Source organism: Cupriavidus sp. 05L310, assembly GCF_056398185.1.
Window position 1 is genome coordinate 1 of sequence record NZ_JBFTOX010000022.1, and the last position, 22,354, is coordinate 22,354.

A 22,354-nucleotide genomic window follows, 5' to 3' on the forward strand; every position below is an offset into this window, starting at 1 on the left:
CCCTGCTTGCGCTAAACAGCCAGCGCAAGCAGGGCGGCGGCCGCTCGAACCTCGTCACCTGTCAAGTGTCCTCGGCGCAAAATGCGATTTTATTTGGCGGCTTATCTTGGGTGGATTGGGCAGCCAGTGGCCCCAGTCAGTTGAAATCCGATGTTTGATCGAATCGGTCACAGAGTTGTGCGCATTCCTTCTGCGCTGTGCGCGCCCGTCATCTATGTAGTCTGCCAGATCATTTTTGAATTCCCAGGGAAATGCGCCCTCCGTCACCGAGGAAGGCGATATTCATAGTGGATTCTTCATGTAAATGTTGAGCGTAATCTGACTCGGACCCGGAGAGATATAACCTTGCTTGCCGTGCTGCTTCTGACAAGGAGAATTTGACCGCGCCGTCCGGACCGCAAAATATCGACCGCTCACCAGTTCGAATCCTCTTTGGGCGGCCCCAGCGATCCTTCCTTGTATGGCGTCACCTTCTTCTTGTGCCTGGCGTCGGCCGCCGGCGCATCAGGCGCAAGCTCCGCGCGCAATTGCAGCGCCCCGGCGGGAAACACCGTCGAGCTTGATCTTGACATCCTCCAGGTGGCCGTATGGCAAGGATGGGGCGACCCGGTCCGCGACCACCTTGCAGCATTCCTGCTCGGGCTTGAGCAGAATGGCATGATGGTACCTGGCGTTGTCCAGCACGATGATCGATGGCGCAGTAGCTGGCGCAGAAAGGATGCAAACGTTTCTGCGTTGAAGACGGGGCACACTTGCCAGACGAAGCGGCCAGTGCTCAAGCTGACGGCGCCAAAGCACGCCACCGACTTGCACGTCGGTGCATGCATCAACGGATCGAGGGCTGGCTACAACGGGTACAAGCGCAAGAGGGGAAGCGAAGTTCACATGGCTGGCGACACGCTCGCCATTTGCTTGCCCTGCATGTCATGACGGCCAACGAGCAAGAGCGTGCCTAAGTCCAGTGGCTACTGATACGACATCGTGAAGGTTGCCGCCCCCACGACCTGCCCCACCCCCATTGACGAGCCGGTTTGGATATACCGTACACCCAGCGGGATGGACATCGTACCGCCAACCGAAGTGCTAGCCTTCCACTGATGCATATTGCCCGCCACAGGCGAATCCGGACCGAAACTCACCACGGTGTTCCCCCCACTTAATACCTGGAGCCCAACACCCGTAGCGGTTGATCCCCCCGCCAGCGACAACGTGCTGCCCGTATTTCCCGGCGTGGTAGCATCCGTCAGAGTCAGGTACACGGTCGCCCCTGCGGAGCAGTCAAGGTTAATCGAAAATGGCTGTATGGCGGATGTGCCATTGATTCCGCCCAATGCGTTTCTCCGCACCGCCGGCATCGTTACATTAATCACTGGGTTCGTCACACTGCAGGCAGTGGTCGAAATATTACTGCCCGCCGGAATCGACCAACTCGCAAATACCGTATTGCCATCCCCGGCAAGAGTTCCATATTGCCCCGGCGTTATGGAGCCACTGCTGGCAACCGCGCTTGTTTTTATGATTTCGCCGGTAAAATATACGGTGCCAATCCAATTTACAGACAATGATATCGTATACGTTTCTGTCGAAGGGATCGTCCAGTAAATCCCACCCGAACTATTCTGTGCGGACATCCGCAGCCCATATCCAGGTACACCAATATCGTAGACATTTGAATAGCCAGGGACCGTTGAAGCCATCCCGCTGTGGAATTGAGTACCTCCCCCGCCGCAAGTAAGAATCAGTCTCTGCGAACCTTCAATGTACTGCGCACGCGCAACGACTTGCCCTACAGCCACATCTCGCCCGACCGCAATGGTCGATGGGAAATGCAAAACAATTTGAGTAACAGGTGTTACCCCAGTGCATGTTGAATGTGAGTTTTTTGAAATGAATATTATTACTACAAAAAATAGAAATAATGGTAATTTCTGCCGCAGCATCTTCTAACCCTCCGATATCACGCACTGAGTAACTTAGCCGGCAGATCAATAAGCGCCATAAGGAAACCCTTAATCTTACCGCTAAGAGTCATTTTGTTTGAATTAGTTCGCCATCGACTGAGTAGGTTAGAACAATCTCGAACCGGCCGAATAGTGTCATGAATCTCATTCCGGAACCTTGGTTACTCTGCACGCAGCATCCGCGTGCAAATAGGCGTGTGCCTTGCTTTCCAGGGGTTTCGGAAGCGTATAGGCGAATAGGCAGGTCTCGTCCGCACCCGCTCCCCATTTCGCTGTCAACACGCCGCTATCGCCCGTCAAGCCGCGCGCGATTATGCGTCCGCCCTGCGCCACCGTGCCGGCGGACTGGCCGCTGGCGTCGAAGACCTCCGCGCCAAACGGCAGTGGTTTGCCGTCTTCCATCTTGACTTGCAGAATGGCCGCGCGGCCGGCGCTCTCCGTATCGAACTTCACCTTGACCACGGCGCCCGATGTTGGCGCAATTTGTTGCATAGTAGATTTCAACTCCACGTTGAGCGGCAAATCCTTGGGCTCGATCTCGATCCGGTTCCGCGAGAACGGCATTAGGTTCGGCACTACCGCATGGCCCCAAGGATCCACCCGCAGACCATTGGCATTGCTAACGTGTGCGCCGGCAGCGCCGTCGGCCTCGACGATCGCAAGCGTGTCGCTCATCGTCGGCATGAAGCTTACGCCGCCGGCATAGGCAACGACACCGCCGGAAATCCCCGCTCCCACCTGGCTATAGTTGGAGGCCTTGCTGGCATTGCCGGTCACCGTGACCATCGGCGCGATATAGCTGGTGCTGCCGCCCACACTGGTGGTGCTGGCGAGCCCACCGCCGCTTCCATGGGCCACGTTCACGGAATAGGAGAGCGCGTTGTCCGAGCCCAGCGTGCCGCCCACCGTCTCCTGCAAACTGGTTACCCCCGACGACTGCGTCTGCAGGCTCGTCGTGGAGAACGGCGCCTGCGGCACCCGGCCCAGCGGAATGCCGACGGTCAGCATCACCCGGTTCTCCCACTTGCCGCTGCCGATATTCAGTTGACGCGCAGCCGAGACGCCATAGGTAATGCGTTTGTAGCTATTGTTATAACCGGCCTGAAACTGCGTATCGCGGCCACCGCGATTCCAATAATCCTGGGTCGAGCCCGACAGGTAAAAATTGCCGTAACCCTGTGGCAGGCTCTGGCTGATCATGGCCTGCAGCCGCCCGCGCCGGGTGCCGTTCATGACCGAGCCCAGATTGCGCTGGTCCAGTTCGCGCAGCGTCACCGCGTCGGGCAGGCTGTAGAACCCACTGGTAGAATAGCGGTAGGCGGCCAGCGTCAGATTGGTACGGGTGGGAGCAAGCAGCTTGCTGTAGGACAGCCGCACACTCTGCCCATTCTGGTCAGGCTGGTTCACCAGTCGCGTACTCGCGTGGGTAATGTCGGCGCCAATGGCGCCATAATCCGTGCTCAGCGCCGCACCCAGGACCACGGACATGTAGTCCTGCGCCGCCACCACACCGCCATAGCCAGTGATCATATTGGTGAAGCCATGCTGGACAGTGCCCTGCAACAACATCGGCGTCATATGCACGCCGGCATTGCGGTACTGACCCGCGGTGACACTGTAGCGCGTTACGCCCGGGCGCAGGGCATTGACTACCGGGGCATAGGGCACGCGCGAGATACGCACGCTGCCGTCGGCTTCCGTCACTGCCACTTCCAGGTCGCCGCCGTAGCCGGACGGATAGAGATCGTTGATCTCGAATGCGCCCGCCGCCACGGTCGTTTCATAGATGATGTTGCCGTTCTGCCGGATCTGCACCCGCGCATTGCTATTGGCAATGCCATGGATGGTAGGCGCGTAGCCGCGTTGCGATTCGGGGTACATCCGGTCATCGCTGGCCACCTGCACGCCACGAAAGCCAAAGCTGTCGAACATAGCGCCATCGGTATAGCCGTCACCGATCACCAACTGGCTCTTCAGCGGGGCGATGGATCGCTGCAGATTGGTCTGAATGGCCTGGTAGTGATTACCTGTCAGGTTGTCGTGCGAGAGACTGCCGGTGTGGCGAAAGCGCCAGGCGCCGACGTTGACGCCCGCGGTCAAGCCCAAATAAGCCTGCGTGGTCGACGTACCCAGGCTATCAGAGTGGTAAGCACTGGCGTTGTACTGCAGGCGAGCCGCAGTGACACCGTCGTCCCAGTATTTTGGATCGACATAACCCCGTGCCTGACGGTTCATGGCGGCCTGGGGCACACTGATGTCAAGACGTTGCTCACCATTGTCAAAGGCCGCGGTAGCATCTGCGATCAAGTCTGGCAACGGCGTGCAGGCACTGCCAGTCCCATCCTGCAAACGCGCGCTGGCCTCCGGCGTCAGCTTTGCCATATCCACGCCAATACGGTCCAGCAAGGCACGATCAAAGCATGGCTGCACGTTGCGCCGATCCGGCCCTGCCTGGCGCATCACGACTTCGGATCGCCCGATCCAGAGCTGGTTGACATAGATATCGGCCCGGTAGGTACCAGGCAGCGCGACGTTCCCCTGATTGAAGCGGCTGACATCCAGACGCTCGCCACCGGAGTTGCGCAGGAACGCGTCGTTGAACTCAACGGCAGACACCAGCGTGCCCGCTTGCGAACCGGCATCTGCCCAGGCCCCCCCCATGCTAGCGAACAACGACAGCACGACCACGCTTACCGGGCAAAGGCGCGACGGGAATATACGGGACTTTTTTTGCGGTTGCATCACAATCAGCCAGGAGAAGACAGAGCACCCCCCTGCCGGCTTGCAGCATCGGGACCTCGGAACAGGGAAAGGACAGATGAGCCTGGAGGCGCCGGAACCTTCCGGCCGCCGCGCGACGTCCTCAGTTGGTTACCGACAGCGGCGTTTCGCCTTCGATGACACCACCCCAGTCATTGATGGCGCGGAAGTGCACCTTGCTGTCAGCAGCCAGGCCGACTTCGTTGCTTAGGGGAAACTGGGCGGTCTCTCCAGGCGCAACCATGCCGCCATCTTCGGACTTCGCAGCCTTGCCGCCGGCGAGCACTTCCAACGCGGAAAAAGAGACGAAATACGGTGTCGGGTTGCGTGCCTCGAGCACCTGTTTCTTGCCGGATTGCGTCAGGCGCCAGCCGACCTGCGCAGCCGCGTCCGTTGCGCTGCCTTTGAGTGCAGCTGGACGAAAGAAGAACTTGATTCGTGTGCGGAACGCCAGCTGCAGCTTGTTCTTGCTGGCTTCGTCGCCAGTCGTCTTGGGCGGAACTTCCAGGACGTTGAGCCAGAATACCGACTCCTTGTCTTGCGGCAAAGGTTCACCGGTGTAGAGAATACGCAGGGTCTGGCCTTTTGCAGGATCGATGCGCGCGACCGGAGGGGTCACCGTGAAAGGCACATCTATGGCGGAGGGCGCGGCCCTGGGATCGCCCTTGTCCATCCATGCCTGCGTCAGCGCGGGCATCTTGCCCTCGTTGGTTAGCCTAACTGTGGCTTCGCGCTCTTGCGCGTTGTAGACAATACGGGTTCCACCGACGACCACCGAGGCATGCGCGCTCAGTGCTCCGCCAAGGCCCAGCGCAAGTAGCCCCGTGGCCAGCACGGATTGGGTCATTCGCCTCGTGTTCATGGTCAACCTTCAAACTTAAACATTGGAGAAGAAATGGATGGCGCGCATCAAAGCCGCGCCATCCCACCTATCGCCTTATTGGTAAGCGAGGGTGTAAGTCACGGTCGAGGTAACCGTACCTGCTGCGGCGGCGCCGCCCGTGGCGTGGTACTGAGCGGCGTACTGCAGCAGGGCCGTGCCATTAGCCTGAATGGGGAACGACTTGGAATTCTGCGTGGAATCCGGTGCGCCAACCGTGATAGTCGAGCCATCCGACGGGTTCAGCAGGCCAACCTCGACGTTGGCGGCGCCGCCACTGGGGACGAGATCGGTATTGACCAGACGTCCCGTGGCCGGGTTAAGGTTCGCGCCAGCTTCGAAATAGCTGTGCACGTTGCCGGTGGCGGGGGAGCAACCGGTCAGTGCAATCTGAAACCCGGTCGTACCAGCAACCTGGTCGTTCGCTGCCAGGTTGGCCTTCGAAACAGTCGGCATGGTCACCGTGAAGCTGCCTGCCGTGCCGGTGGTGATAGTGCAGGTTGTGTCGGTAACCTGGCCCTTGAAGGTGATGGTGCCGTCGGGTGCGGCGTGCGCGAACTGCGAGCCCAAGGCGGTGCCGGCAACGATCAGAGCGGTGAGAAGCTTAGCTTTCATGATGGATTGTTTTCTTGAGTTGAATAGACTGTGAATCAAAGCCGTACTCGGCGTGAGAACGTTGCCTCGACCCTCCGCTCAGCGGGTATTCGTGTGATATACGTCACGCGTCGCCGCAGAACAATTGAATGCTATCCAATGGGACCATTCCTATGAATAAGGCATTCCTTATTTTTCGGCGTCTATTTTCTTGAGTAGCGGTTTCCGGCAGATGTGTGGCCTGGGAAGAATTGAAATGTCACAGAAATGAAAACGCCACGAAGCCGCACGCCGAAAAGCCATGGCCGACACTATCCGTGAATCGAATCGGGTGAGCTTGACGTCATTGATACAGTCGGGGGGGCGATAGCGGAATGCGACGAGATCGCAATTCCTGCAAGCCAGAAGTGGCGGACGAGAGCTATCGCAGCCGCCATTGCTACGCCGCTGAGAAGGCCATTGGCAATCTCAGCCAACTGGCGGGTGATGCCACGTGTCGGATACCAGCATCCCGGACGATGCCGTTGAGTTCTTCCGGATAATCGCCGGCAGTAAATAGTCTAATCGTCATCCCCTTTTGCAGTCGGGTTTCCGTGCCGAATCGTGGGGACTTACCTGAGATTCTTCCTTAAAAAATTACGTTATCTCCTATTGATAGCCTGCATTATCCTGGATCGCCAAGCGTCAGGTTAAGCCTCAAACTCATGCGCTTATCCCGCGGGAATTGTTGCGATCCATCCACTCCCCCTCCATCTCCAGGTAAGCTTCGAGATATAGCTTCAGGTCATCGACGTGCGCCTGTGCCGCATCAAGCGACTGCTGCGCGTCAAGCTCCAGTGCCCGGCATATCTCAACCACTTCCTCGCCGCCTTCGACCTGGGACATCGGGCCACGCATGCGGTGCGCGTGCTGCCTGACCTTGCGTAGTTCGCCACGGTCGATTGCCCGGAAAATCGCATCCAGATCCTCGCGCATGGTGCGGGCAAACAGCGCGCGCGTGTCCTCCCCATCACTGCCCGCCAGCATGGGTTGGGCCGGTGAACCATGTCCCGGTACAAATTCCGCCGCACGTTCGGGCAGTGCCGCGCGCAGGCACTCCGTCAATGTCGACAGAAAGATTGGCTTGCACAGGTAGCGGTCCATTCCTGCCGCCAGGCAACGCTCGGCTTCGCCAGCCGCGGTGCTGGCGGTCAGCCCGATAATCGGGGCTGCAACGCCAAGCTCGCGAAGGCGCCGGCTGAACGCGTAGCCATCCATCACCGGCATATGCACATCGGTCAGCACGACGTCGAACTCCGCTTGCCCGCAAGCGGCCAGCCCTTCCTGGCCGTTACCCGCCACCTCCACCCGACAGCCAAGCTGCTCCAATTGCTCCTGGATCAACCTGCGATTGTAGGGATGATCGTCAACTACAAGTGTCCGCAGGCCCAGTTGCGCCGCAGAGGGCGGCGATGCCAGCTCAAGCGGCGCACTATGCAGCGGCATGCCTGCGGCCAAGCATAACGCGCGCTGGATTCCGCGCTGATGATAGGCACTGACCACATAGGCGTCGGCGCACCGCTCGGGCTCCAGCGGCCCGTCCGCGCGGATCCGCACGACGCCGGCATAGCCAGCCGGGACGACCGCCTGCCAGCAACCGGCCATGAGCAGAACCATGCCCGGCTCGGGCGAGCCGCAAGGGCAGGCGACGGCCCGGCCGCCTGCCGCCTCGACAGTTGCCTTCCAGTCACGCAGCGAGTCGTCGTCATCCGCCATCACCGCGACCGGGGGCAGCTCCGGCTCGGCCGGCTGGCGCGGCCCGCCCAAGTCCAGATACAGCGAGATCGCGAAACGGCTGCCCTGGCCTGGCACGCTCCGCAGCGTCACGTCCCCCCCCATCAGCAGGGCAAGCCTGCGGCAGATGGACAACCCCAGCCCCGAACCACCGTAGCGGCGAGCGGTTGCCGCTTCACCCTGGACAAACGGCTCAAACAATTGAGCTTGCATGTCCGGCGCAATACCGATACCCGTATCGATCACTTCCATGACCAGGCAGGCAGTACCAGGCTTCGCCTCGGCCACAGGGGACAGAAAAGCCCGCACACTTACGCGGCCTTTGGATGTGAACTTGAGTGCATTGCCAAGGAGATTGTCGAGCGCCTGGCGCACCCGTCCAGGGTCCCCAACGAAGCACGGCAGGTCTGCCTGCGCATAGCACGTCAACGCAAGCCCCTTGCGAAGCGCGATGGGCGACTGCATGCGAACCGATGCCTCAACCAGATCCACGGGGTCGAATGTCACGGCATCCAGATCGAGTTGGCCGGCCTCGACCTTGGAGTAGTCGAGCAAGTCGTTCAGAATTTGCAGAAGGGCCTGGGACGACGACTGGATAGTTGCGAGCTGCTGCCGCTGGCGGTAATCGAGTTCGGTCAGGGACAATAGCTCCAGCGTACCGAGCATCCCGTACAGTGGTGTACGAATCTCGTGGCTCATGATGGCCAGGAACGTTGACTTGGCCGCGTTCGCTTCATCGGCAAGCTGCCTCGCCCGCTGCATGGCGCGCCTGAGCTCGATCTCCTGGCTCAGGTCACCAATGGCACAAAGCAGCACATCGCTACCGCAATAGCGCGCGCGCCGGGCCACGATCCGAATGTCACGTACGGCCCCAGTATCCGACATGACATTGATATCGAGCCGGCCAGGCAGATCGGCCGGCTGGCCTCGCAGGCCGTCCAGCCAGGAATGGCCATCCGACATGGTGTCCATTGGCAGGATCTGCTCGGCCACGCTGTTCTCGGCTTGCACCTCTCCATCTGACAACCGCACCACGCGCAACCCCACTGGCACGGTATCGATCAAGGTGCGGCAGATCCGTTCGCTGTCCTCCACCCGCTCCGCGTCTCGCTGAAGGGGGATCAGCACGCGTCGCCTTAGCGTAGCCGCGCCTACCCATACCGCGACAACACCGAAGAGATAGAGTCCAAGCGCAATGACCACCGCCCTTCTGTGATCGGCCAGCGCCTGGGAGATTGGATAGGCGTAGACCGCCCGCCAGCCATGTTCCTTCGCCATACTGCCCATCATCAGGCTGCCTTGCTCGAACCAATAGGCAGTATTTCTGCCGCCGGGCTTCACCTCGCGCGGGATACGCGCGTACAGTCCTGCCAAATCGAACGCGCGCATGCCATCGCTACGGTAGAGCAGCCGTCCAAACTCGTCGAAAAAGGCCACCGTCCGCTCGGGTACCCGCGGACTATCGCCGAACATGCTGACTTCGCCCAGCAATTGCCGCGTCGGTATGGTGCTGGCAATAAAGGCGATCAATTGGCCGCGATCGTCCCTGACTGACGTGAAGCAGCTCATCACCGTCTGGCCGGTGAACATATCGAGATATGGAACCGTCCACAGCGGTTCCGCATCCCCTTGTCCGGCAAGCGCCTCCCGATGACGAGCCATCAGCGGCCCTAGCAGGGCTCCGATCAGGTCCGATACGTTGCCGCCACCGGATGGCGCCGGCGCGGTGATCTGCGGCGTCATGAATGCCATGCTGCCGTCGGCCAGGACGATGGATGAACGACTCCCCACGAAAGCCTGCCGCCCCCAGTACTCCCGATCAAAAACGACAAACCTGACTAGCAGAGGACCGAGTTCGCTGGCCGCCTCGGGGGACATTTTGCGGCCGAGAAGCACGGTAGCCGGCATGATCGGCGACGGAAAACCGATGATTGAGACGGATTGAGCCGGCAAGCGGGACAAACTGGCCTCGATATGCCTGACTGGCTCAACCGCGTGTTCGAAACCGTAGGGCTGACGGCTGATCTGGGCCATCCTCCAGGCAAAATAATCCAGCCTGGCTTTGGTCTCATGGCTTGCAATAGCGTGAAGCCGATCGGCGGACATGCGTTCCTGCAATATGCGCAGATACAGGCTGTGGCCATAAAGCGCGAGGAAACAGCTCATCACCGCGACCAGCAGCACCGCGACGGCCCCCAGCAAGCGGCTGGGAACCAGCTTGTCCCGTCCGGACAACCAAGCTGGAAGCATAATCGTTTCCTCTTTCTCGCCGGTAGCGCCAAATCAGCGCCCGAAGCGTATTGAAAAGTTAACGTAATTGATTATGCATCATGTGCACACCTGACGCATTCCCGCGCCGCGCGGACTTCCGCAAGCTTCAGACACACTTTGCAAGGCACATGTCCGAGGCCCGTTCTGCGGCCCGAATCAAGTGTGAGTGCAGATGGCTACGCAACAATGCCGACCGATCCCAACCTGCACTTGCGGACCAGGAGCGACCCCAGGGATGCTTCGACTCACGGCGGACGTGCATGGACAGCGCTGCCGAAGCAGGCGGCGTCCACCCTGGACAGGGCTCCTCCTGAGAAACAATTAGGGCAGTACGGTTTTTCAAGCTAGCTGAACGGTTGGGGTGATCTGGAAACCGAGGGCAGTCGCGCGGCGGCGGTGCTGGCGCGCGGCTTGTCCACGCCAAGCCAATAGACCCGAAAATCGATCCCCGGATTATTGGTTGGATAAATGCGCGACGCCCGATGCCCCTGCCCCAGGCATTTTAAGGGACACCGAGGTAAATACGTTGATACCGCAGTCAATGCCCTGATGCATGAACAGGCCGTCAAATGAGCCAGATATCCCCGCGATGGTTGCGCCGACAATCGGATTCGGTGGCAGCGTGATTTTTCCCTATGTTAGTGGACATTGCTCCAAGGCTTCCGGCGGAGGACGTGCAGGTAGACGAAGCACCACTAGCGCACCCACTGGCAGCGCTCTTCTCCGACACGCATCGATGATTTGCTTTGTGACATTCAGAATACCCTGCACCCGACGGTACGACTGCCCGGAACATGATCGCCGCAAATGCCTAGTGTTGATTCGAGATGACATCCAGTCAAATACGTAAACGTAAAGCTTGATCGAAAGAGTCTTCAGGTGCTGAATGACGCGCTGGCGACGTAAAATTCCACGGCAACAGCGCCTGGTAGTCGTCAGCGGTTTCCGGCAGCGGCAGTGCTTTGAAGAGGGCGACGGGATGTTGGTGCTGGTCAATGCCGTTGGCCTTGCAGGTTTCGACCAGCGAGTAGCGGTTTGCGCCGGCGTTTTCCCCACCAACCTTGTCTGCAAACAGCCCTCACTTCCTGCCAGCGACGAATGGTCTGATGGCGCTACCTGCCGGGTTCGAATCAATTGGTCAGATGCCATTCGAAACGTAACGGGTGAGGCTGCTCGCGCAGTGGAAGTCCTTGCCCTCCCCCGTATCGGATGATCCTGCTCGACGGCGTGCTCAAGTATTTGATTTTCCCTTCGTTCGGCGTTGATGCAACCGGAACGGTACACGGGTAGCCGCCTACAGGTAGTTCATCAGGAAGGTCATTTCAGTATTGGCCTTGCCCGCGCCTATGGACGGTCCGGTCTGGTAATAGCGCGCATTGAGGGGAATCGTGTAGCTGCCTCCGGTGCTGCTGTTGTAACCGTTGAAAGCCATTTTCGCGCCAAGCGCCAATGGGCTGCCGTTGCCATCCAGCAGTTGCACGCCAACGCCCGTCGCATTCGAGCCCGCATCCAGCGTCACGACCGATTGGCCGGTGCCCGCCACGATTGACGTGACAGGATCAATTTCGTACCGAATGATGTTCAGGCCGGCAGGACATCCATTCAAAGCAATCTGGAATCCGGTCGAGGAGGTTGTCGAGCCCACCCCCGACATCTCGGATGCCCGGTGACTGCCCAAGGTGACCGCTACGTCGGGTGTGAGGCAAGCGAGGTTAGAAAACGTGCCGCTCGCCACGCCACTAAACACATTTCCGAAGTTGAACGATCCGGCCTGATTGTTAATCGCTCCCGTAACCGATACGGCCGGTACGGTGGCTAACGTTCCCACTGTGGAGCTTGCGGTCTTGATGAGTTGTGCCTGGATCGTCAGCGTAAAAGTGTACGTCCCCGTTCCCATGAGATAATGGCACACGATTTGCCCGCCCGGCTTCAGCGTTGTTGGGAAAGTCACCGTCTTACTGCAGCCAGGTGGAGCGATGACGGGTCCGGTTTCCACTCCGCTTGCGACCGTATAGCGAACTCCGACACCTGCCAGATTAGTTGGATAGACGTCGTTGTAGCCTGAAACAAGGGTGGCTGGGGTCTGTGTGAACGTTAGGTACAGATCACGGTCGGCAACAGGGTCAGCGGCGCATTGCGCAGTAAGCGTAACGGTGATTGGCGAGGAGGCGCTGCCAATCGCTGCATCCCGCGGGAAATTGGCTGAACTCAAATTGACTGATGCATTCGGCGAACTTACAGCACTGCAATTGATTACTGTCGCGCGAGCCCCAGACATACCTATAAGCGTTGCGAGCAATACGAGCAGTAGAAGTAGCTTTCGCAAAACAGGCATTTCAGTTATCGAAGCAAGAGTTCGGCGTGATCGCCGATGCGCGCCAGCGCTTGTTTGGCGTCTGCTTTGGGGTGCACCGCATGCAGTTTGTGGATTTTGCGTCTGGCGTGGGCCCGGCAAGGCGCTTCTTGCACCCGTCCGGCCGCTGGTGCTGACTAGCATCTGGTAAAGCGAGCGGGGAGTACACCAAAGTACCGCCTGCAGTACCACAAGCATTTTCTTCCAGTGCTCAGCAACGAATCGTTCCGCGATATTCCCGACCTGCTGCACAAGGCGGTCTGACTGCGGGCAACCATGTTCACGCAGTTGCCTAGCGTTGATTACTGATAACATCCGAATAATCCCGAAAAATCGAGGGATGAGTCCCCTCTAAGGGGCGACACTTCCCCGACTTCGCGCAGTGACTTTTGCCAAACGACGGCTGCATCGGCCCTCAATCGGCAGGACCTCGCGCAACAAGGCCACGCTTGCAAGGCTACGAGGCGAGGCCTTTTTCGTATATAGGCTTTCCCTTAATCTCTAGTGTCTTTCGTTTGGCGAGACCGCGCCAAAACGGGGGCAACAACGATGTTCGCTGCGGAGCGCCTAATGAGGCACCTTCAATGCACACATGGCTTTCGGTCCTCGGCCGGCAACTTCCGTCCTTCAACTCCGAATTGCTCTGCGCGGCTTGAGTCGACGGACGCATGCCCATACGGGCCCGCCCGGTCACTGCAGAGTACATCCGCCCAAACGTGTAACCCAGGAAGTCGAATTCGCCTTCCGGAACCTTGCAGATTTGCGTTTTCTCCTCGTTGACCGTCGGCTTCAGCTTTCCCATGATCTCGTGCATTCGCACCAAGGCTTCTTCCGCCTTGCCCCGCTTGCACAGGATCACAAGATCATCCGCGTAAGTCACAATGCGGCTGCCAAGACTGCGCTCAAGCCCGAGCTTCTTCCATGCCAACACAAACCGGCGCATGTAAACATTCGCCAACAAGGGTGAGATGGGAGAACCTTGCGGAATGCCGCGCCGGCTGTCCCGGGCCTCCGTCGTACGTTTCTTCCGGCCTCGGGTATCGGTTTCTTCCACGGGACATTCCAGCCACATCCTGATCAGATGCAGCACGCGCCGATCAACGATGCGTCGCGCGAGCGACAGCATCAATTCGGCGTGTGGAGTACTTCCGACGTAGTCCGCGAGGTCGGCGTCGACAATGTCCGTTTGCCCTCGGTGCAGCCGCTCCTCCACCTCCATCATCGCTTGATCTTGTCGTACAGAGCATAAAAGCGGTACCCGGCTTCTGCCTTCGCTTTCGCGTGTAACGCCATCTGCAGCTTCTGAACACTGATCGGAGTTGATAGGTTGCCCAATCTCCGCGCCCTCGCTACGTATTGCGTCTGTCCTGAACTGAGGCCCCTTCCCTCCACCAGCATTACACCGGCTTCAGCAGCAATACGGGCCTCTCCGTCACCCCAAGGCGCCCGGCCTGTCCCTCACCGGCGTCCGGTTGGTCATCCCTGACCACGCCAGGGGGCTTCCCGTGTTGCGTGCGCATTCCTTGTGTACATGCTGTCGCCACTACCCCGGCGCAGCGACTGGGCGTCCTGCCTGCTCATTCACCCAGCCGTATCAGCCTTCCCCGATATGGCAGTCGGGTCGGCCTGCGCATCGACGTTTTCGAGGCTTGCTCGGCGTTCACTCGCATTACGGCCTGCACACTCGCGCTGTCACCGTATTTCGTGACACGCTTCACCGAAGGCCTCAACCGCTTCGTTACCTCCACGATTGCTCCGGTTGCTTCCGGCTGGAGCGGTTGCCGGGTGGGGCTTTCACCCACTGGAAAAGCGCCGCCTTGTCACGGCGCACGCCACGAACCGTTATTCGCTCACATCACCTATTCGACATCCGGCAGGCAGCTTGGCCTCTGAAAGCGGACGCTCAAGGCGCTCTTGGACGACCGCGCTATATTTGATGCGTGAAGCCTACGCGCCTTGACGCAGCGCTTGAGCAACGACGACGAACGCAGGAGTCGGTTGCCGGCGGCTCGGATAGTACAGGTGAAAACCGGAAAACGACGGACACCAGTCGGACAGCACGCGCAGCAACTCCCCGCTCGCGAGTTGCGACTGCACCCGCTGTTCGGGAACGAAGGCGAGGCCGACGCCAGCAAGTGCGGCCTTGACGGCCATCGTCGCCGTATTGAATACGAGTTGCCCTTCGACGCGCACGTTCAGTTCGCGTCCTCCCTTCCTGAACTCCCACGCGTAAATGCCACCGGCCGTTGGCAGCCGGATGTTGATGCAGTTGTGTGCCGTCAGGTCCTGCGGCGTCTTCGGCTTCGAGTGCCTCGCGAAATACTCCGGCGTGCCGACCACGGCCATGCTCACATCGGGGCCGATGCGAACCGCGACCATATCCTTGGCAACCTGCTCGCCAAGCCGCACACCTGCATCGAGCCGTTGTTCAACGATGTCCGTGAGTCCGTTGTCGACAACGATTTCGATCGTGATGTCCGGATAGTCAGGCAGAAGCCGTTCGATTACCGGCCACAGCAGGAGTTCTGCGGCGTGTTCTCCAGCGGCGATGCGCACCGTGCCAGCCGGCGTGTCACGCAGAGCGGTGAGCGCACTCAGCTCGGCCTCGATCTCATCCAGGCGGGGGCCGACCGACTGGATCAGCCGTTCGCCCGCTTGCGTCGGCGAAATATTGCGGGTGGTTCTAGTCAGAAGCCGCAGCCCGAGCCGGGCTTCCAGATTGCGCACAGTCTGACTGAGCGCAGACTGCGAAACGCCGAGCTTCGCGGCGGCTTTTGTGAAGCTGCCATCACGTGCGACGGCCAGAAACGCGGTGATATCGGAGAGGTCGGAATGCGCCATTTATAAGCCTGCCTTCTAGCATCATGCGGATTCTAGCTCTTTATCGCGGGAAGACGCGTTGCTAAATTGAAGGTCGAGATACCAAACCAAGGAGCGTCCATGGAAATCACAAGAAGCGGCTCGCAGCCTTCGGCGCAAGGGCCCGCGGAGTACTTCACGGGAACAGTGCGAGTCGATGCACCATTCGCAGGCGAGCAGCCGGCCCGGATTGGCGGCGCGACGGTGACGTTCGAACCGGGCGCGCGGACTGCCTGGCATACACATCCGCTCGGTCAGACGCTGATCGTGACCGCAGGCCTCGGTTTGGCGCAGCACGAGGGCGGCGCAGTTCAGGAGATCAGGCCTGGCGACATCGTCTGGATCGCACCCGGCGAAAAGCACTGGCACGGCGCGACTGCTATCACGGCGATGACGCACATCGCTATCGCTGAAAAGCTTAACGGCAGCCCGGTCGACTGGATGGAAAAGGTCACAGACGAGCAGTACCTGGCCGGCGTGACCGTAAGCGATCAAGGAGTTGGGTCATGAAGAAGCGTATTCTCGGAATGAACGGGCTGGAAGTCTCTGCTATCGGCCTCGGATGCATGGGCCTGAGCTTCGGACTCGGGCCCGCAACGGAGCGCAGTGAAGCGCTGCAGGTCATCCGCTCGGCCGTAGATCGCGGTGTAACGCTGTTCGACACAGCCGAAGGCTATGGCCCCTTCATCAACGAAGATCTGGTCGGAGAGGCGTTGCAGCCGGTCCGTGACCAGGTACTGGTGTGCACGAAGTTCGGCTTCGCGATCAATGAGAAGGGCGAATTGACCGGACTCGACAGCCGGCCCTCGCATATTCGCGCGGTGGTCGATGCTTCCCTTAAACGCCTGCGCACCGATCATATCGACCTCCTTTATCAGCACCGCGTTGACCCGAACGTGCCGATGGAGGACGTTGCTGGTGCTGTCAAAGATCTCATCGCCGAAGGAAAGGTCCTGCACTTCGGCTTGTCGGAGGCAAGCGCGGCAAACATCCGCAAAGCACACGCGGTGCAGCCGGTGACGGCCATTCAGGACCATTACTCACTCTGGATGCGCGAGCCTGAGCTGACGAAGTTTTCTCTCTGCGAGGAGCTGGGCATTGGCCTCGTTGCATGGGGCCCGCTCGGCCAGGGTTTCCTGACCGGCAAGATCACGCGAGGCATGAAGTTTGACGATGCCAACGACCTGCGCAAGGATTTCCCGCGCTTCACGCCCGAAGCCATGGAGGCCAACTTCAAGGTCGTCGACTTTCTGAAGGACCTGGCCGCCCGCAAAAACAGCACGCCGGCTCAGGTTGCGCTGGCCTGGCTGCTCGCGCAGAAGCCTTGGATCGTGCCGATCCCCGGCGGTACAAAGATCGAGCACCTCGATGACAACCTGCCGGCCGCCGACCTTGTGCTGACGCCGGACGACCTGCGCGAGATCGACAACGCCTTCGAGACGATCGACATCAAGGGCGCGCCGCTGTCGGCTTCCCTGGATGCGGCGATCGACCGCTAAACCATAAGGGCACGAAACGATGCACATCTGATTGCTGAAGGAAAGGTCAGGCACTTCGGGCTTTCGGAGGTTGGAGCCGCGACGATTCGCCGGGCTCATGCGGTGCACCCGGTTGCCGCCGTGCAAAACGAGTATTCGTTATGGGCCCGCGACGTTGAAGCCGAAGTGCTCCCGGCATGCGAGGAACTGGGCATCGGCTTCGTGCCCTGGAGTCCTCTCGGTCAGGGCTTTCTGACCGGCATGGTCGATCCCAAGGCGGGCTTTGATAAATCCGACGTCCGGTCCTGGTTTCCGCGCTTCACCCCTGAGGCGATGCAGGCCAATCAGGCGTTCGTCGACCTGCTAAACGAGATCGCGAGCAAAAAAGAGGGGACTGCCGCACAGATCGCGCTGGCATGGCTCCTTGCCAAAAAGCGCTGGATCGTGCCGATCCCCGGAACCCGAAAGCTGCATCGGCTTGACGAGAACCTGGCTTCGGCGAGCGTCCTGCTGACAGCGGACGATATGCGGGAGATTGAAACGGCAGCGGCAAAAATCGAGGTGCAAGGCGCCCGGGGAACCGGCCACGAACAGCACGCCTGACCTGTGCCTCACCATCACATGCAAGGAGTTAAATATGCAAAAGCGAATTCTCGGTAAAAGCGGCCTCGAAGTCTCTGCCCTCGGTCTTGGCTGCATGGGACTCAGCTATGGCTACGGTCCCGCCGCCGACAAGACCGACGCGCTCAAGCTGATCCGCACCGCGTTCGAACGCGGCGTGACATTTTTCGATACGGCCGAAGCCTATGCGCAAGGCGCCAACGAAGAGTTGTTGGGCAAGGCGCTGCAGCCATTTCGGGACCAGGTCGTTATCGCGACGAAGTTCGGTTTCCAGGATGGCGACGCCAGCAAGGGCCAGGATAGCCGACCGGAGCGCATCCGCGAAGTGGCGGACGCTGCGCTGAAGCGGCTGCGGACCGATCGCATCGACCTCTTCTATCAGCACCGCGTCGATGCGAACGTTCCAATGGAAGACGTCGCGGGCACCGTCAAAGAGTTGATCCAGCAAGGCAAGGTCAAGCATTTCGGCATGTCGGAAGCAGGTGTGCAGTCGATCCGTCGCGCTCATGCCGTGCAGCCGGTCGCTGTGTTGCAAAGCGAATATTCGCTGTGGTGGCGCGAGCCCGAGAAGGAGATTCTGCCGCTGCTCGAAGAGCTGGGCATTGGTTTTGTGCCGTTCAGCCCGCTTGGCAAGGGCTTCCTGACGGGCGCGATCAATGAGAGCACCAGCTTTGACAAGTCCGACTTCCGCAATGTGGTGCCGCGTTTTTCGGAAGAAAACCGCAAGGCCAACCAGGGCCTGGTTGACGTGTTGAAGCAGATCGCGACCGGACTGAATGCGACGCCCGCGCAAATCGCGCTTGCGTGGCTTCTGGCGCAAAGGCCCTGGATCGTGCCGATCCCCGGCACGACGAAGCTGCATCGACTGGAAGAAAACATCGGCGCGGCCGCCGTCGAGTTATCCGCCGACAACCTGCGCGACATTGATTCAGCGCTCTCGACCATTGCTGTCCAGGGCGACCGTTACCCGGCGCATCTGCAAGCGCGCGTCGGAAAGTAGCCCTCTCCATTAATCGCGCGATTTGCGCAGAAAGGACGACCATGTCAGAGAACATCGCAGGCAAGGTTATTGTCATCACCGGCGCAAGCAGCGGCCTTGGTGAAGCAGCCGTTCGCCGCCTGGCGGCAGACGGCGCAAAGCTGGTGCTCGGCGCTCGTCGCGTCGATCGCCTGAAGGCGTTGGCCGCCGAACTCGAGCTCCCCGAAGACGCGGCAGTCGAGACGGATGTCACTGATGCCCAACAGGTCAAGGCGCTCGTCGATTGGGCGGTGAAGACCCACGGCCGCATTGACGTCATCATCAACAATGCCGGTCTGATGCCGCACTCGCCTCTGGAGCGCGGAAAGATCGAGGATTGGGAGAGGATGATCGACGTCAATATCAAGGGCGTGCTGTATGGCATCGCCGCGGCGCTCCCGCATATGACGCGCCAGAAAAGCGGTCACATCATCAACGTGTCGTCGGTCGCGGGCCATAAGGTCGGCAAGAACAACGCTGTTTACTGCGCCACGAAGACAGCGGTTCGGGTGCTCTCCGAGGGATTGCGTCAGGAGGTGAAGCCTCACAACATCCGCACGACGATCATTTCGCCGGGCGCGGTGCAGTCGGAACTGCCCCAGAGCGTCACCGAAGCCGATGTAGCGGCGGGCATCGCCGACTTTTACGAGAAGTTCGCCATTCCGGCAGACAGCTTTGCAAGGATGGTCGCTTTCGCGATACAACAGCCTGAAGACGTGGACGTGAACGAAATCCTGTTCCGCCCCACGGCTCAGGAACTTTGAAGTCGACTGGGGATTGCCTGAATGACAAGAATACTGATCCTTGGAGCCAATGGCGGCCTGGCGCGGAATACGACGCGCCTTCTGCTTGAACGCGCGGACGTCTCGCTGACGCTCTTTTTACGCGCGGCCAGGCGGCTTGAAAACCCTGACCCGGTCCGCGTGACCATCATCGAAGGGGATGTTCTCGACACGGCCGCATTGGGCTCCGCAATGCAGGACCAGGATGTCGTCTACGCGAACCTGTCGGGGGACATGGCCCGGCAGGCGCGAAGCATTGTCGACGCGATGCACGCGGTCGGTTTGAAGCGGCTGATCTTCATCAGCTCGATGGGGATTTACAGCGAAGTGCCGGGCGAGAAATATCGCAGCATTCTTGACCCTTACCGGGACTCGGCCGCGCAGATCGAGGCGTCCGATCTCGACTATACGATCCTGCGGCCGGGTTGGTTCACGCACGATCCTGGAGGGCGATACACCATCACGCAGAAGGGCGAACCGTTCCAGGGTCACGATATCTCTCTCGATAGCCTGTCAGGGCTGATCGCCAAGATTGCGACCACGCCCGGGCTCTACGTTGGCAGCAGCATCGGCGTCAGCGATCGCTGAATCAGATAGAAGGACACAACACCATGCAGAAAGTCATCGTTGTCATCGGGCCTGGATCAATCGGGCAGGCCATCGCGCGCCGGGTCGGCGCCGGCAAGCATCTCCTGCTCGCTGACCTGCGGCAAGAAAATGCCGATGTGGCCGCGAAGACGCTGAGCGAAGCCGGGTTCGACGTGACGACGACAACCGTCGATATCTCATCGCGTGCGTCCATCGAAGCCTTGGTCGCAAAAGCTACGTCGCTAGGAGAGGTCCACGGTCTCATCCAGGCGGCGGGCGTCTCGCCATCGCAAGCCTCGCCGGAGACGATCCTGAAAGTCGATCTCTACGGCACGGCGGTCATTCTTGAAGAGTTCGGCAGGGTGATCGCGGAAGGCGGTTCCGGAATTGTCATCGCGTCGCAGTCAGGACACCGGCTGCCGCCGCTAACAATCGACGAAAACAAGGCGCTCGCGTCAACACCTGTCGAGGATTTGCTGAAGCTGCCCTTGCTTCAGCCCAACCAGGTGAAGGATTCCCTTCACGCCTATCAGCTCTCGAAGCGTGGCAATGCGCTGCGTGTGATGTTCGAGGCCGTTCGTTGGGGCAAGCGCGGTGCGCGGGTCAACACGATCAGCCCCGGCATCATCATCACGCCGCTCGCGAAGGACGAATTGTCCGGTCCGCGTGGCGAAGGATACCGCAGCATGATCGCCGGCTGCCCGGCGAAGCGAGCTGGCACGCCCGATGAGGTCGCGAATGTCGCGGCGCTGCTCATGGGGCCTGACGGCGGCTTCCTTACCGGCAGCGACTTCTTGATGGATGGCGGCGTTACCGCCTCCTATTGGTTTGGCCCCTTGGCTCCGCAGTAGCGATTGCCTGGCGTTATATACCTCGAAAGCGGCCATTGCCGGCTCGCTACGCTCTACGGCCGGGATGGGTTGCGGATTCAACTGGCTTGACTGCGATCTAGCCAGCTAGTATGCCCCACAGGGCCGCAGCGGATCCCAGACAGCATCCCCGGCATTCGGTACCGAGCCAAGTGAGCTGGACTGACGAGCACGTCATCGTCCATCCTTCCAACCGGTGAAATGGACAGGATTTCGGAGCTATTAGCGGCATCCGATAAGGGATTCGGATGTGGCCATCTTTCCGAACTCCTACATATCGGAGGCATACAGACTCAGGGAGTTCCGGTAATCCTGCGCATAGCGAACAACTTACACGACATCACCAACTGGCAAGCCAGTCTGAAACCATTTCAGGGACCCAGTTTCATCCCAAGGGCGCAAGCAGAGCTTCCAGCAGCAGATCTCCTGCCCTGACGTGCTGCCCTTCCTTGAAGTGAATGGCCTTCACGATCGACGATTCCAGCGGCTGGATCTGCTTGACTCGCCCATCGGGGATGAACTTGCCTGGTGCTGTGGCTACGACCGAGATCTTGCCAATGCAGGACCAAGCGATCAGCACGCCGACAAGAATGATCAGCGTCCACAGAACCTTGCGGTAAGCCGGTGACGGGGCGATTCCTGGATTTCCAGGATGTGGGGAAGGAACTGTCGTTCGAGTGGGGTCAATTCGCCAGTGGAAGGGGCGCTTTCGAGTTCGCTTGCGACCGCCACGCTCAGCGGTGTTCCCCGGAGTTGCTTCACGATCCGCCTTCAGCAATCTAAGCAGCGGCATACTCGGGCTCCGCCTGCTGATATAGACGTCGAACAACGCACTATTCACCTCAGATCCGAAACCAGCAAGACCCGGCGATCCTACGACATTCCCCTACCCCAATCCTTACTCTCCGAGTTGGGAACATATCGAAAAATATACTTCAAGCTGCTCGGCGGAACTAACCCAAACTGGAAGGTCTTCAATGTCGGCCCGTTTCGGACTCGGGCGAAACGGACTGACACTCGAGAAGCCATGGGCGAATGGAATCTGCGTGACGTCTTCGCCGAGCTCAGAAATACACATGGGATAGTTGCATCCTGCCATCGCTTCCGCCATACGATCGGAACGAACTTGATGCGAGTGACGAAGAACCCGAAGCTTGTTCAGCTTCAGCTTGGACATACGAGTCTTAATACGACGATGAAGTATGTCCGCCCCGATATCGAGGAGATGCGGGGATTTGGTTTCGTATCTGTAGCAGATGGAATGTTGACAGCTACGGGAGGTTCGGGAACCCTCTCGTTTGGGAGGCGACCTGATGCGGGCGCTCTCACGATACCCTGGCGGGTAAATTTTGCCATTTTGGAGCGGGAGACGAGGCTCGAACTCGCGACCTCAACCTTGGCAAGGTTGCGCTCTACCAACTGAGCTACTCCCGCTTTTTGGCTCCCCGACCTGGGCTCGAACCAGGGACCTACGGATTAACAGTCCGGCGCTCTACCAACTGAGCTATCGGGGAACAAGCTCCGTTTCTTGCGACTTGCTACTACTC

The 22,354-nt window shown here is 59.7% G+C and carries 16 protein-coding genes, 2 tRNA genes and 5 pseudogenes; 9 read left to right on the forward strand and 14 right to left on the reverse strand.

Annotated elements, in window-relative coordinates; genetic code table 11:
* Nucleotides 1-413 precede the first annotated feature (413 nt).
* A complete protein-coding gene (locus AC1DS6_RS17260; RefSeq protein ID WP_477102848.1) occupies nt 414-572 on the reverse strand; it encodes a hypothetical protein in 159 nt (52 codons plus the stop codon).
* Nucleotides 573-819: 247 nt separating this feature from the next.
* Here AC1DS6_RS17260 and AC1DS6_RS17265 point away from each other — a divergent pair.
* Nucleotides 820-953: pseudogene (locus AC1DS6_RS17265) on the forward strand (IS5/IS1182 family transposase); the annotation flags it as partial.
* A 12-nt stretch (nt 954-965) separates the two neighbouring features.
* On the opposite strand, the gene AC1DS6_RS17270 reads toward AC1DS6_RS17265, so the two are convergent.
* The 10 genes and pseudogenes from AC1DS6_RS17270 to AC1DS6_RS17315 all read right to left on the reverse strand — a co-directional run bounded on the left by AC1DS6_RS17270 (nt 966) and on the right by AC1DS6_RS17315 (nt 15,433).
* The gene (locus AC1DS6_RS17270; protein WP_477102783.1) at nt 966-1,940 is read right to left on the reverse strand and encodes a fimbrial protein; all 975 of its coding nucleotides are present in this window, start codon (nt 1,938-1,940) and stop codon (nt 966-968) included.
* A gap of 165 nt (nt 1,941-2,105) precedes the next feature.
* The gene (locus tag AC1DS6_RS17275) at nt 2,106-4,703 is read right to left on the reverse strand and encodes a fimbria/pilus outer membrane usher protein (protein ID WP_477102784.1); all 2,598 of its coding nucleotides are present in this window, start codon (nt 4,701-4,703) and stop codon (nt 2,106-2,108) included.
* Nucleotides 4,704-4,824: 121 nt separating this feature from the next.
* The gene (locus AC1DS6_RS17280; protein WP_477102785.1) at nt 4,825-5,568 is read right to left on the reverse strand and encodes a fimbria/pilus periplasmic chaperone; all 744 of its coding nucleotides are present in this window, start codon (nt 5,566-5,568) and stop codon (nt 4,825-4,827) included.
* Between the two features lie 90 nt (nt 5,569-5,658).
* A complete protein-coding gene (locus tag AC1DS6_RS17285; RefSeq protein ID WP_477102786.1) occupies nt 5,659-6,216 on the reverse strand; it encodes a fimbrial protein in 558 nt (185 codons plus the stop codon).
* Between the two features lie 681 nt (nt 6,217-6,897).
* A complete protein-coding gene (locus tag AC1DS6_RS17290) occupies nt 6,898-10,218 on the reverse strand; it encodes an ATP-binding protein (protein ID WP_477102787.1) in 3,321 nt (1,106 codons plus the stop codon).
* An 859-nt stretch (nt 10,219-11,077) separates the two neighbouring features.
* Nucleotides 11,078-11,407: pseudogene (locus tag AC1DS6_RS17295) on the reverse strand (transposase domain-containing protein); the annotation flags it as partial.
* Nucleotides 11,408-11,533: 126 nt separating this feature from the next.
* Complete coding sequence (locus AC1DS6_RS17300; protein WP_477102788.1) at nt 11,534-12,451, reverse strand: fimbrial protein; 918 nt, start codon at nt 12,449-12,451, stop codon at nt 11,534-11,536.
* Between the two features lie 155 nt (nt 12,452-12,606).
* Nucleotides 12,607-12,714, reverse strand: a pseudogene (locus tag AC1DS6_RS17305) (IS66 family transposase); the annotation flags it as partial.
* Between the two features lie 335 nt (nt 12,715-13,049).
* Nucleotides 13,050-13,814 carry a reverse transcriptase domain-containing protein gene (locus AC1DS6_RS17310; RefSeq protein WP_477102789.1) on the reverse strand — a complete coding sequence of 255 codons (765 nt, stop codon included), beginning with the start codon at nt 13,812-13,814 and terminating at the stop codon, nt 13,050-13,052.
* Nucleotides 13,815-14,539: 725 nt separating this feature from the next.
* Nucleotides 14,540-15,433: a LysR family transcriptional regulator gene (locus tag AC1DS6_RS17315; protein WP_477102790.1), complete on the reverse strand. Its 894-nt coding sequence runs from the start codon at nt 15,431-15,433 to the stop codon at nt 14,540-14,542.
* Nucleotides 15,434-15,532: 99 nt separating this feature from the next.
* On the opposite strand from AC1DS6_RS17315, the gene AC1DS6_RS17320 reads away from it, so the two are divergent.
* The 7 genes and pseudogenes from AC1DS6_RS17320 to AC1DS6_RS17350 all read left to right on the forward strand — a co-directional run bounded on the left by AC1DS6_RS17320 (nt 15,533) and on the right by AC1DS6_RS17350 (nt 20,789).
* Nucleotides 15,533-15,961, forward strand: coding sequence for a (R)-mandelonitrile lyase (locus AC1DS6_RS17320; protein ID WP_477102791.1), 429 nt, complete (start codon nt 15,533-15,535; stop codon nt 15,959-15,961).
* The gene (locus AC1DS6_RS17325; RefSeq protein ID WP_477102792.1) at nt 15,958-16,950 is read left to right on the forward strand and encodes an aldo/keto reductase; all 993 of its coding nucleotides are present in this window, start codon (nt 15,958-15,960) and stop codon (nt 16,948-16,950) included. The genes AC1DS6_RS17320 and AC1DS6_RS17325 overlap by 4 nt, the downstream gene beginning before the upstream one ends.
* A 27-nt stretch (nt 16,951-16,977) precedes the next feature.
* Nucleotides 16,978-17,532 (forward strand): annotated as a pseudogene (locus AC1DS6_RS17330) (aldo/keto reductase); the annotation flags it as partial.
* Nucleotides 17,533-17,566: 34 nt separating this feature from the next.
* Complete coding sequence (locus tag AC1DS6_RS17335; protein ID WP_477102793.1) at nt 17,567-18,550, forward strand: aldo/keto reductase; 984 nt, start codon at nt 17,567-17,569, stop codon at nt 18,548-18,550.
* Nucleotides 18,551-18,591: 41 nt separating this feature from the next.
* Nucleotides 18,592-19,332: an SDR family oxidoreductase gene (locus tag AC1DS6_RS17340; RefSeq protein WP_477102794.1), complete on the forward strand. Its 741-nt coding sequence runs from the start codon at nt 18,592-18,594 to the stop codon at nt 19,330-19,332.
* A 21-nt stretch (nt 19,333-19,353) separates the two neighbouring features.
* Complete coding sequence (locus tag AC1DS6_RS17345; protein ID WP_477102795.1) at nt 19,354-19,938, forward strand: NAD(P)H-binding protein; 585 nt, start codon at nt 19,354-19,356, stop codon at nt 19,936-19,938.
* 23 nt (nt 19,939-19,961) lie between these two features.
* On the forward strand, nt 19,962-20,789 hold the full coding sequence (locus AC1DS6_RS17350) for an SDR family oxidoreductase (protein WP_477102796.1): 828 nt from the start codon (nt 19,962-19,964) through the stop codon (nt 20,787-20,789).
* 403 nt (nt 20,790-21,192) lie between these two features.
* Here the strand turns inward: AC1DS6_RS17350 and AC1DS6_RS17355 are convergent, their stop codons facing one another.
* Nucleotides 21,193-21,600, reverse strand: a complete 408-nt coding sequence (locus AC1DS6_RS17355; RefSeq protein ID WP_477102797.1) for a hypothetical protein — start codon at nt 21,598-21,600, stop codon at nt 21,193-21,195.
* Between AC1DS6_RS17355 and AC1DS6_RS17360 the strand changes: the two are divergent.
* A pseudogene (locus tag AC1DS6_RS17360) lies at nt 21,502-21,963 on the forward strand (site-specific integrase); the annotation flags it as partial. The gene AC1DS6_RS17355 and the pseudogene AC1DS6_RS17360 sit on opposite strands and share 99 nt — an antisense overlap.
* 202 nt (nt 21,964-22,165) lie before the next feature.
* Here the strand turns inward: AC1DS6_RS17360 and AC1DS6_RS17365 are convergent.
* Nucleotides 22,166-22,241: transfer RNA gene (locus AC1DS6_RS17365), tRNA-Gly, on the reverse strand.
* Nucleotides 22,242-22,245: 4 nt separating this feature from the next.
* Nucleotides 22,246-22,321: transfer RNA gene (locus AC1DS6_RS17370), tRNA-Asn, on the reverse strand.
* Nucleotides 22,322-22,354: the final 33 nt, after the last annotated feature.

Coding starts and splice junctions, on each gene's coding strand:
- AC1DS6_RS17335 (WP_477102793.1), top strand. CDS start 17,567: ATGCAAAAGCGAATTCTCGGTAAAAGCGGCCTCGAAGTCTCTGCCCTC.
- AC1DS6_RS17340 (WP_477102794.1), top strand. CDS start 18,592: ATGTCAGAGAACATCGCAGGCAAGGTTATTGTCATCACCGGCGCAAGC.
- AC1DS6_RS17350 (WP_477102796.1), top strand. CDS start 19,962: ATGCAGAAAGTCATCGTTGTCATCGGGCCTGGATCAATCGGGCAGGCC.
- AC1DS6_RS17260 (WP_477102848.1), bottom strand. CDS start 572: ATGTCAAGATCAAGCTCGACGGTGTTTCCCGCCGGGGCGCTGCAATTG.
- AC1DS6_RS17270 (WP_477102783.1), bottom strand. CDS start 1,940: ATGCTGCGGCAGAAATTACCATTATTTCTATTTTTTGTAGTAATAATA.
- AC1DS6_RS17345 (WP_477102795.1), top strand. CDS start 19,354: ATGACAAGAATACTGATCCTTGGAGCCAATGGCGGCCTGGCGCGGAAT.
- AC1DS6_RS17275 (WP_477102784.1), bottom strand. CDS start 4,703: ATGCAACCGCAAAAAAAGTCCCGTATATTCCCGTCGCGCCTTTGCCCG.
- AC1DS6_RS17310 (WP_477102789.1), bottom strand. CDS start 13,814: ATGATGGAGGTGGAGGAGCGGCTGCACCGAGGGCAAACGGACATTGTC.
- AC1DS6_RS17325 (WP_477102792.1), top strand. CDS start 15,958: ATGAAGAAGCGTATTCTCGGAATGAACGGGCTGGAAGTCTCTGCTATC.
- AC1DS6_RS17280 (WP_477102785.1), bottom strand. CDS start 5,568: ATGACCCAATCCGTGCTGGCCACGGGGCTACTTGCGCTGGGCCTTGGC.
- AC1DS6_RS17355 (WP_477102797.1), bottom strand. CDS start 21,600: ATGCCGCTGCTTAGATTGCTGAAGGCGGATCGTGAAGCAACTCCGGGG.
- AC1DS6_RS17320 (WP_477102791.1), top strand. CDS start 15,533: ATGGAAATCACAAGAAGCGGCTCGCAGCCTTCGGCGCAAGGGCCCGCG.
- AC1DS6_RS17285 (WP_477102786.1), bottom strand. CDS start 6,216: ATGAAAGCTAAGCTTCTCACCGCTCTGATCGTTGCCGGCACCGCCTTG.
- AC1DS6_RS17290 (WP_477102787.1), bottom strand. CDS start 10,218: ATGCTTCCAGCTTGGTTGTCCGGACGGGACAAGCTGGTTCCCAGCCGC.
- AC1DS6_RS17315 (WP_477102790.1), bottom strand. CDS start 15,433: ATGGCGCATTCCGACCTCTCCGATATCACCGCGTTTCTGGCCGTCGCA.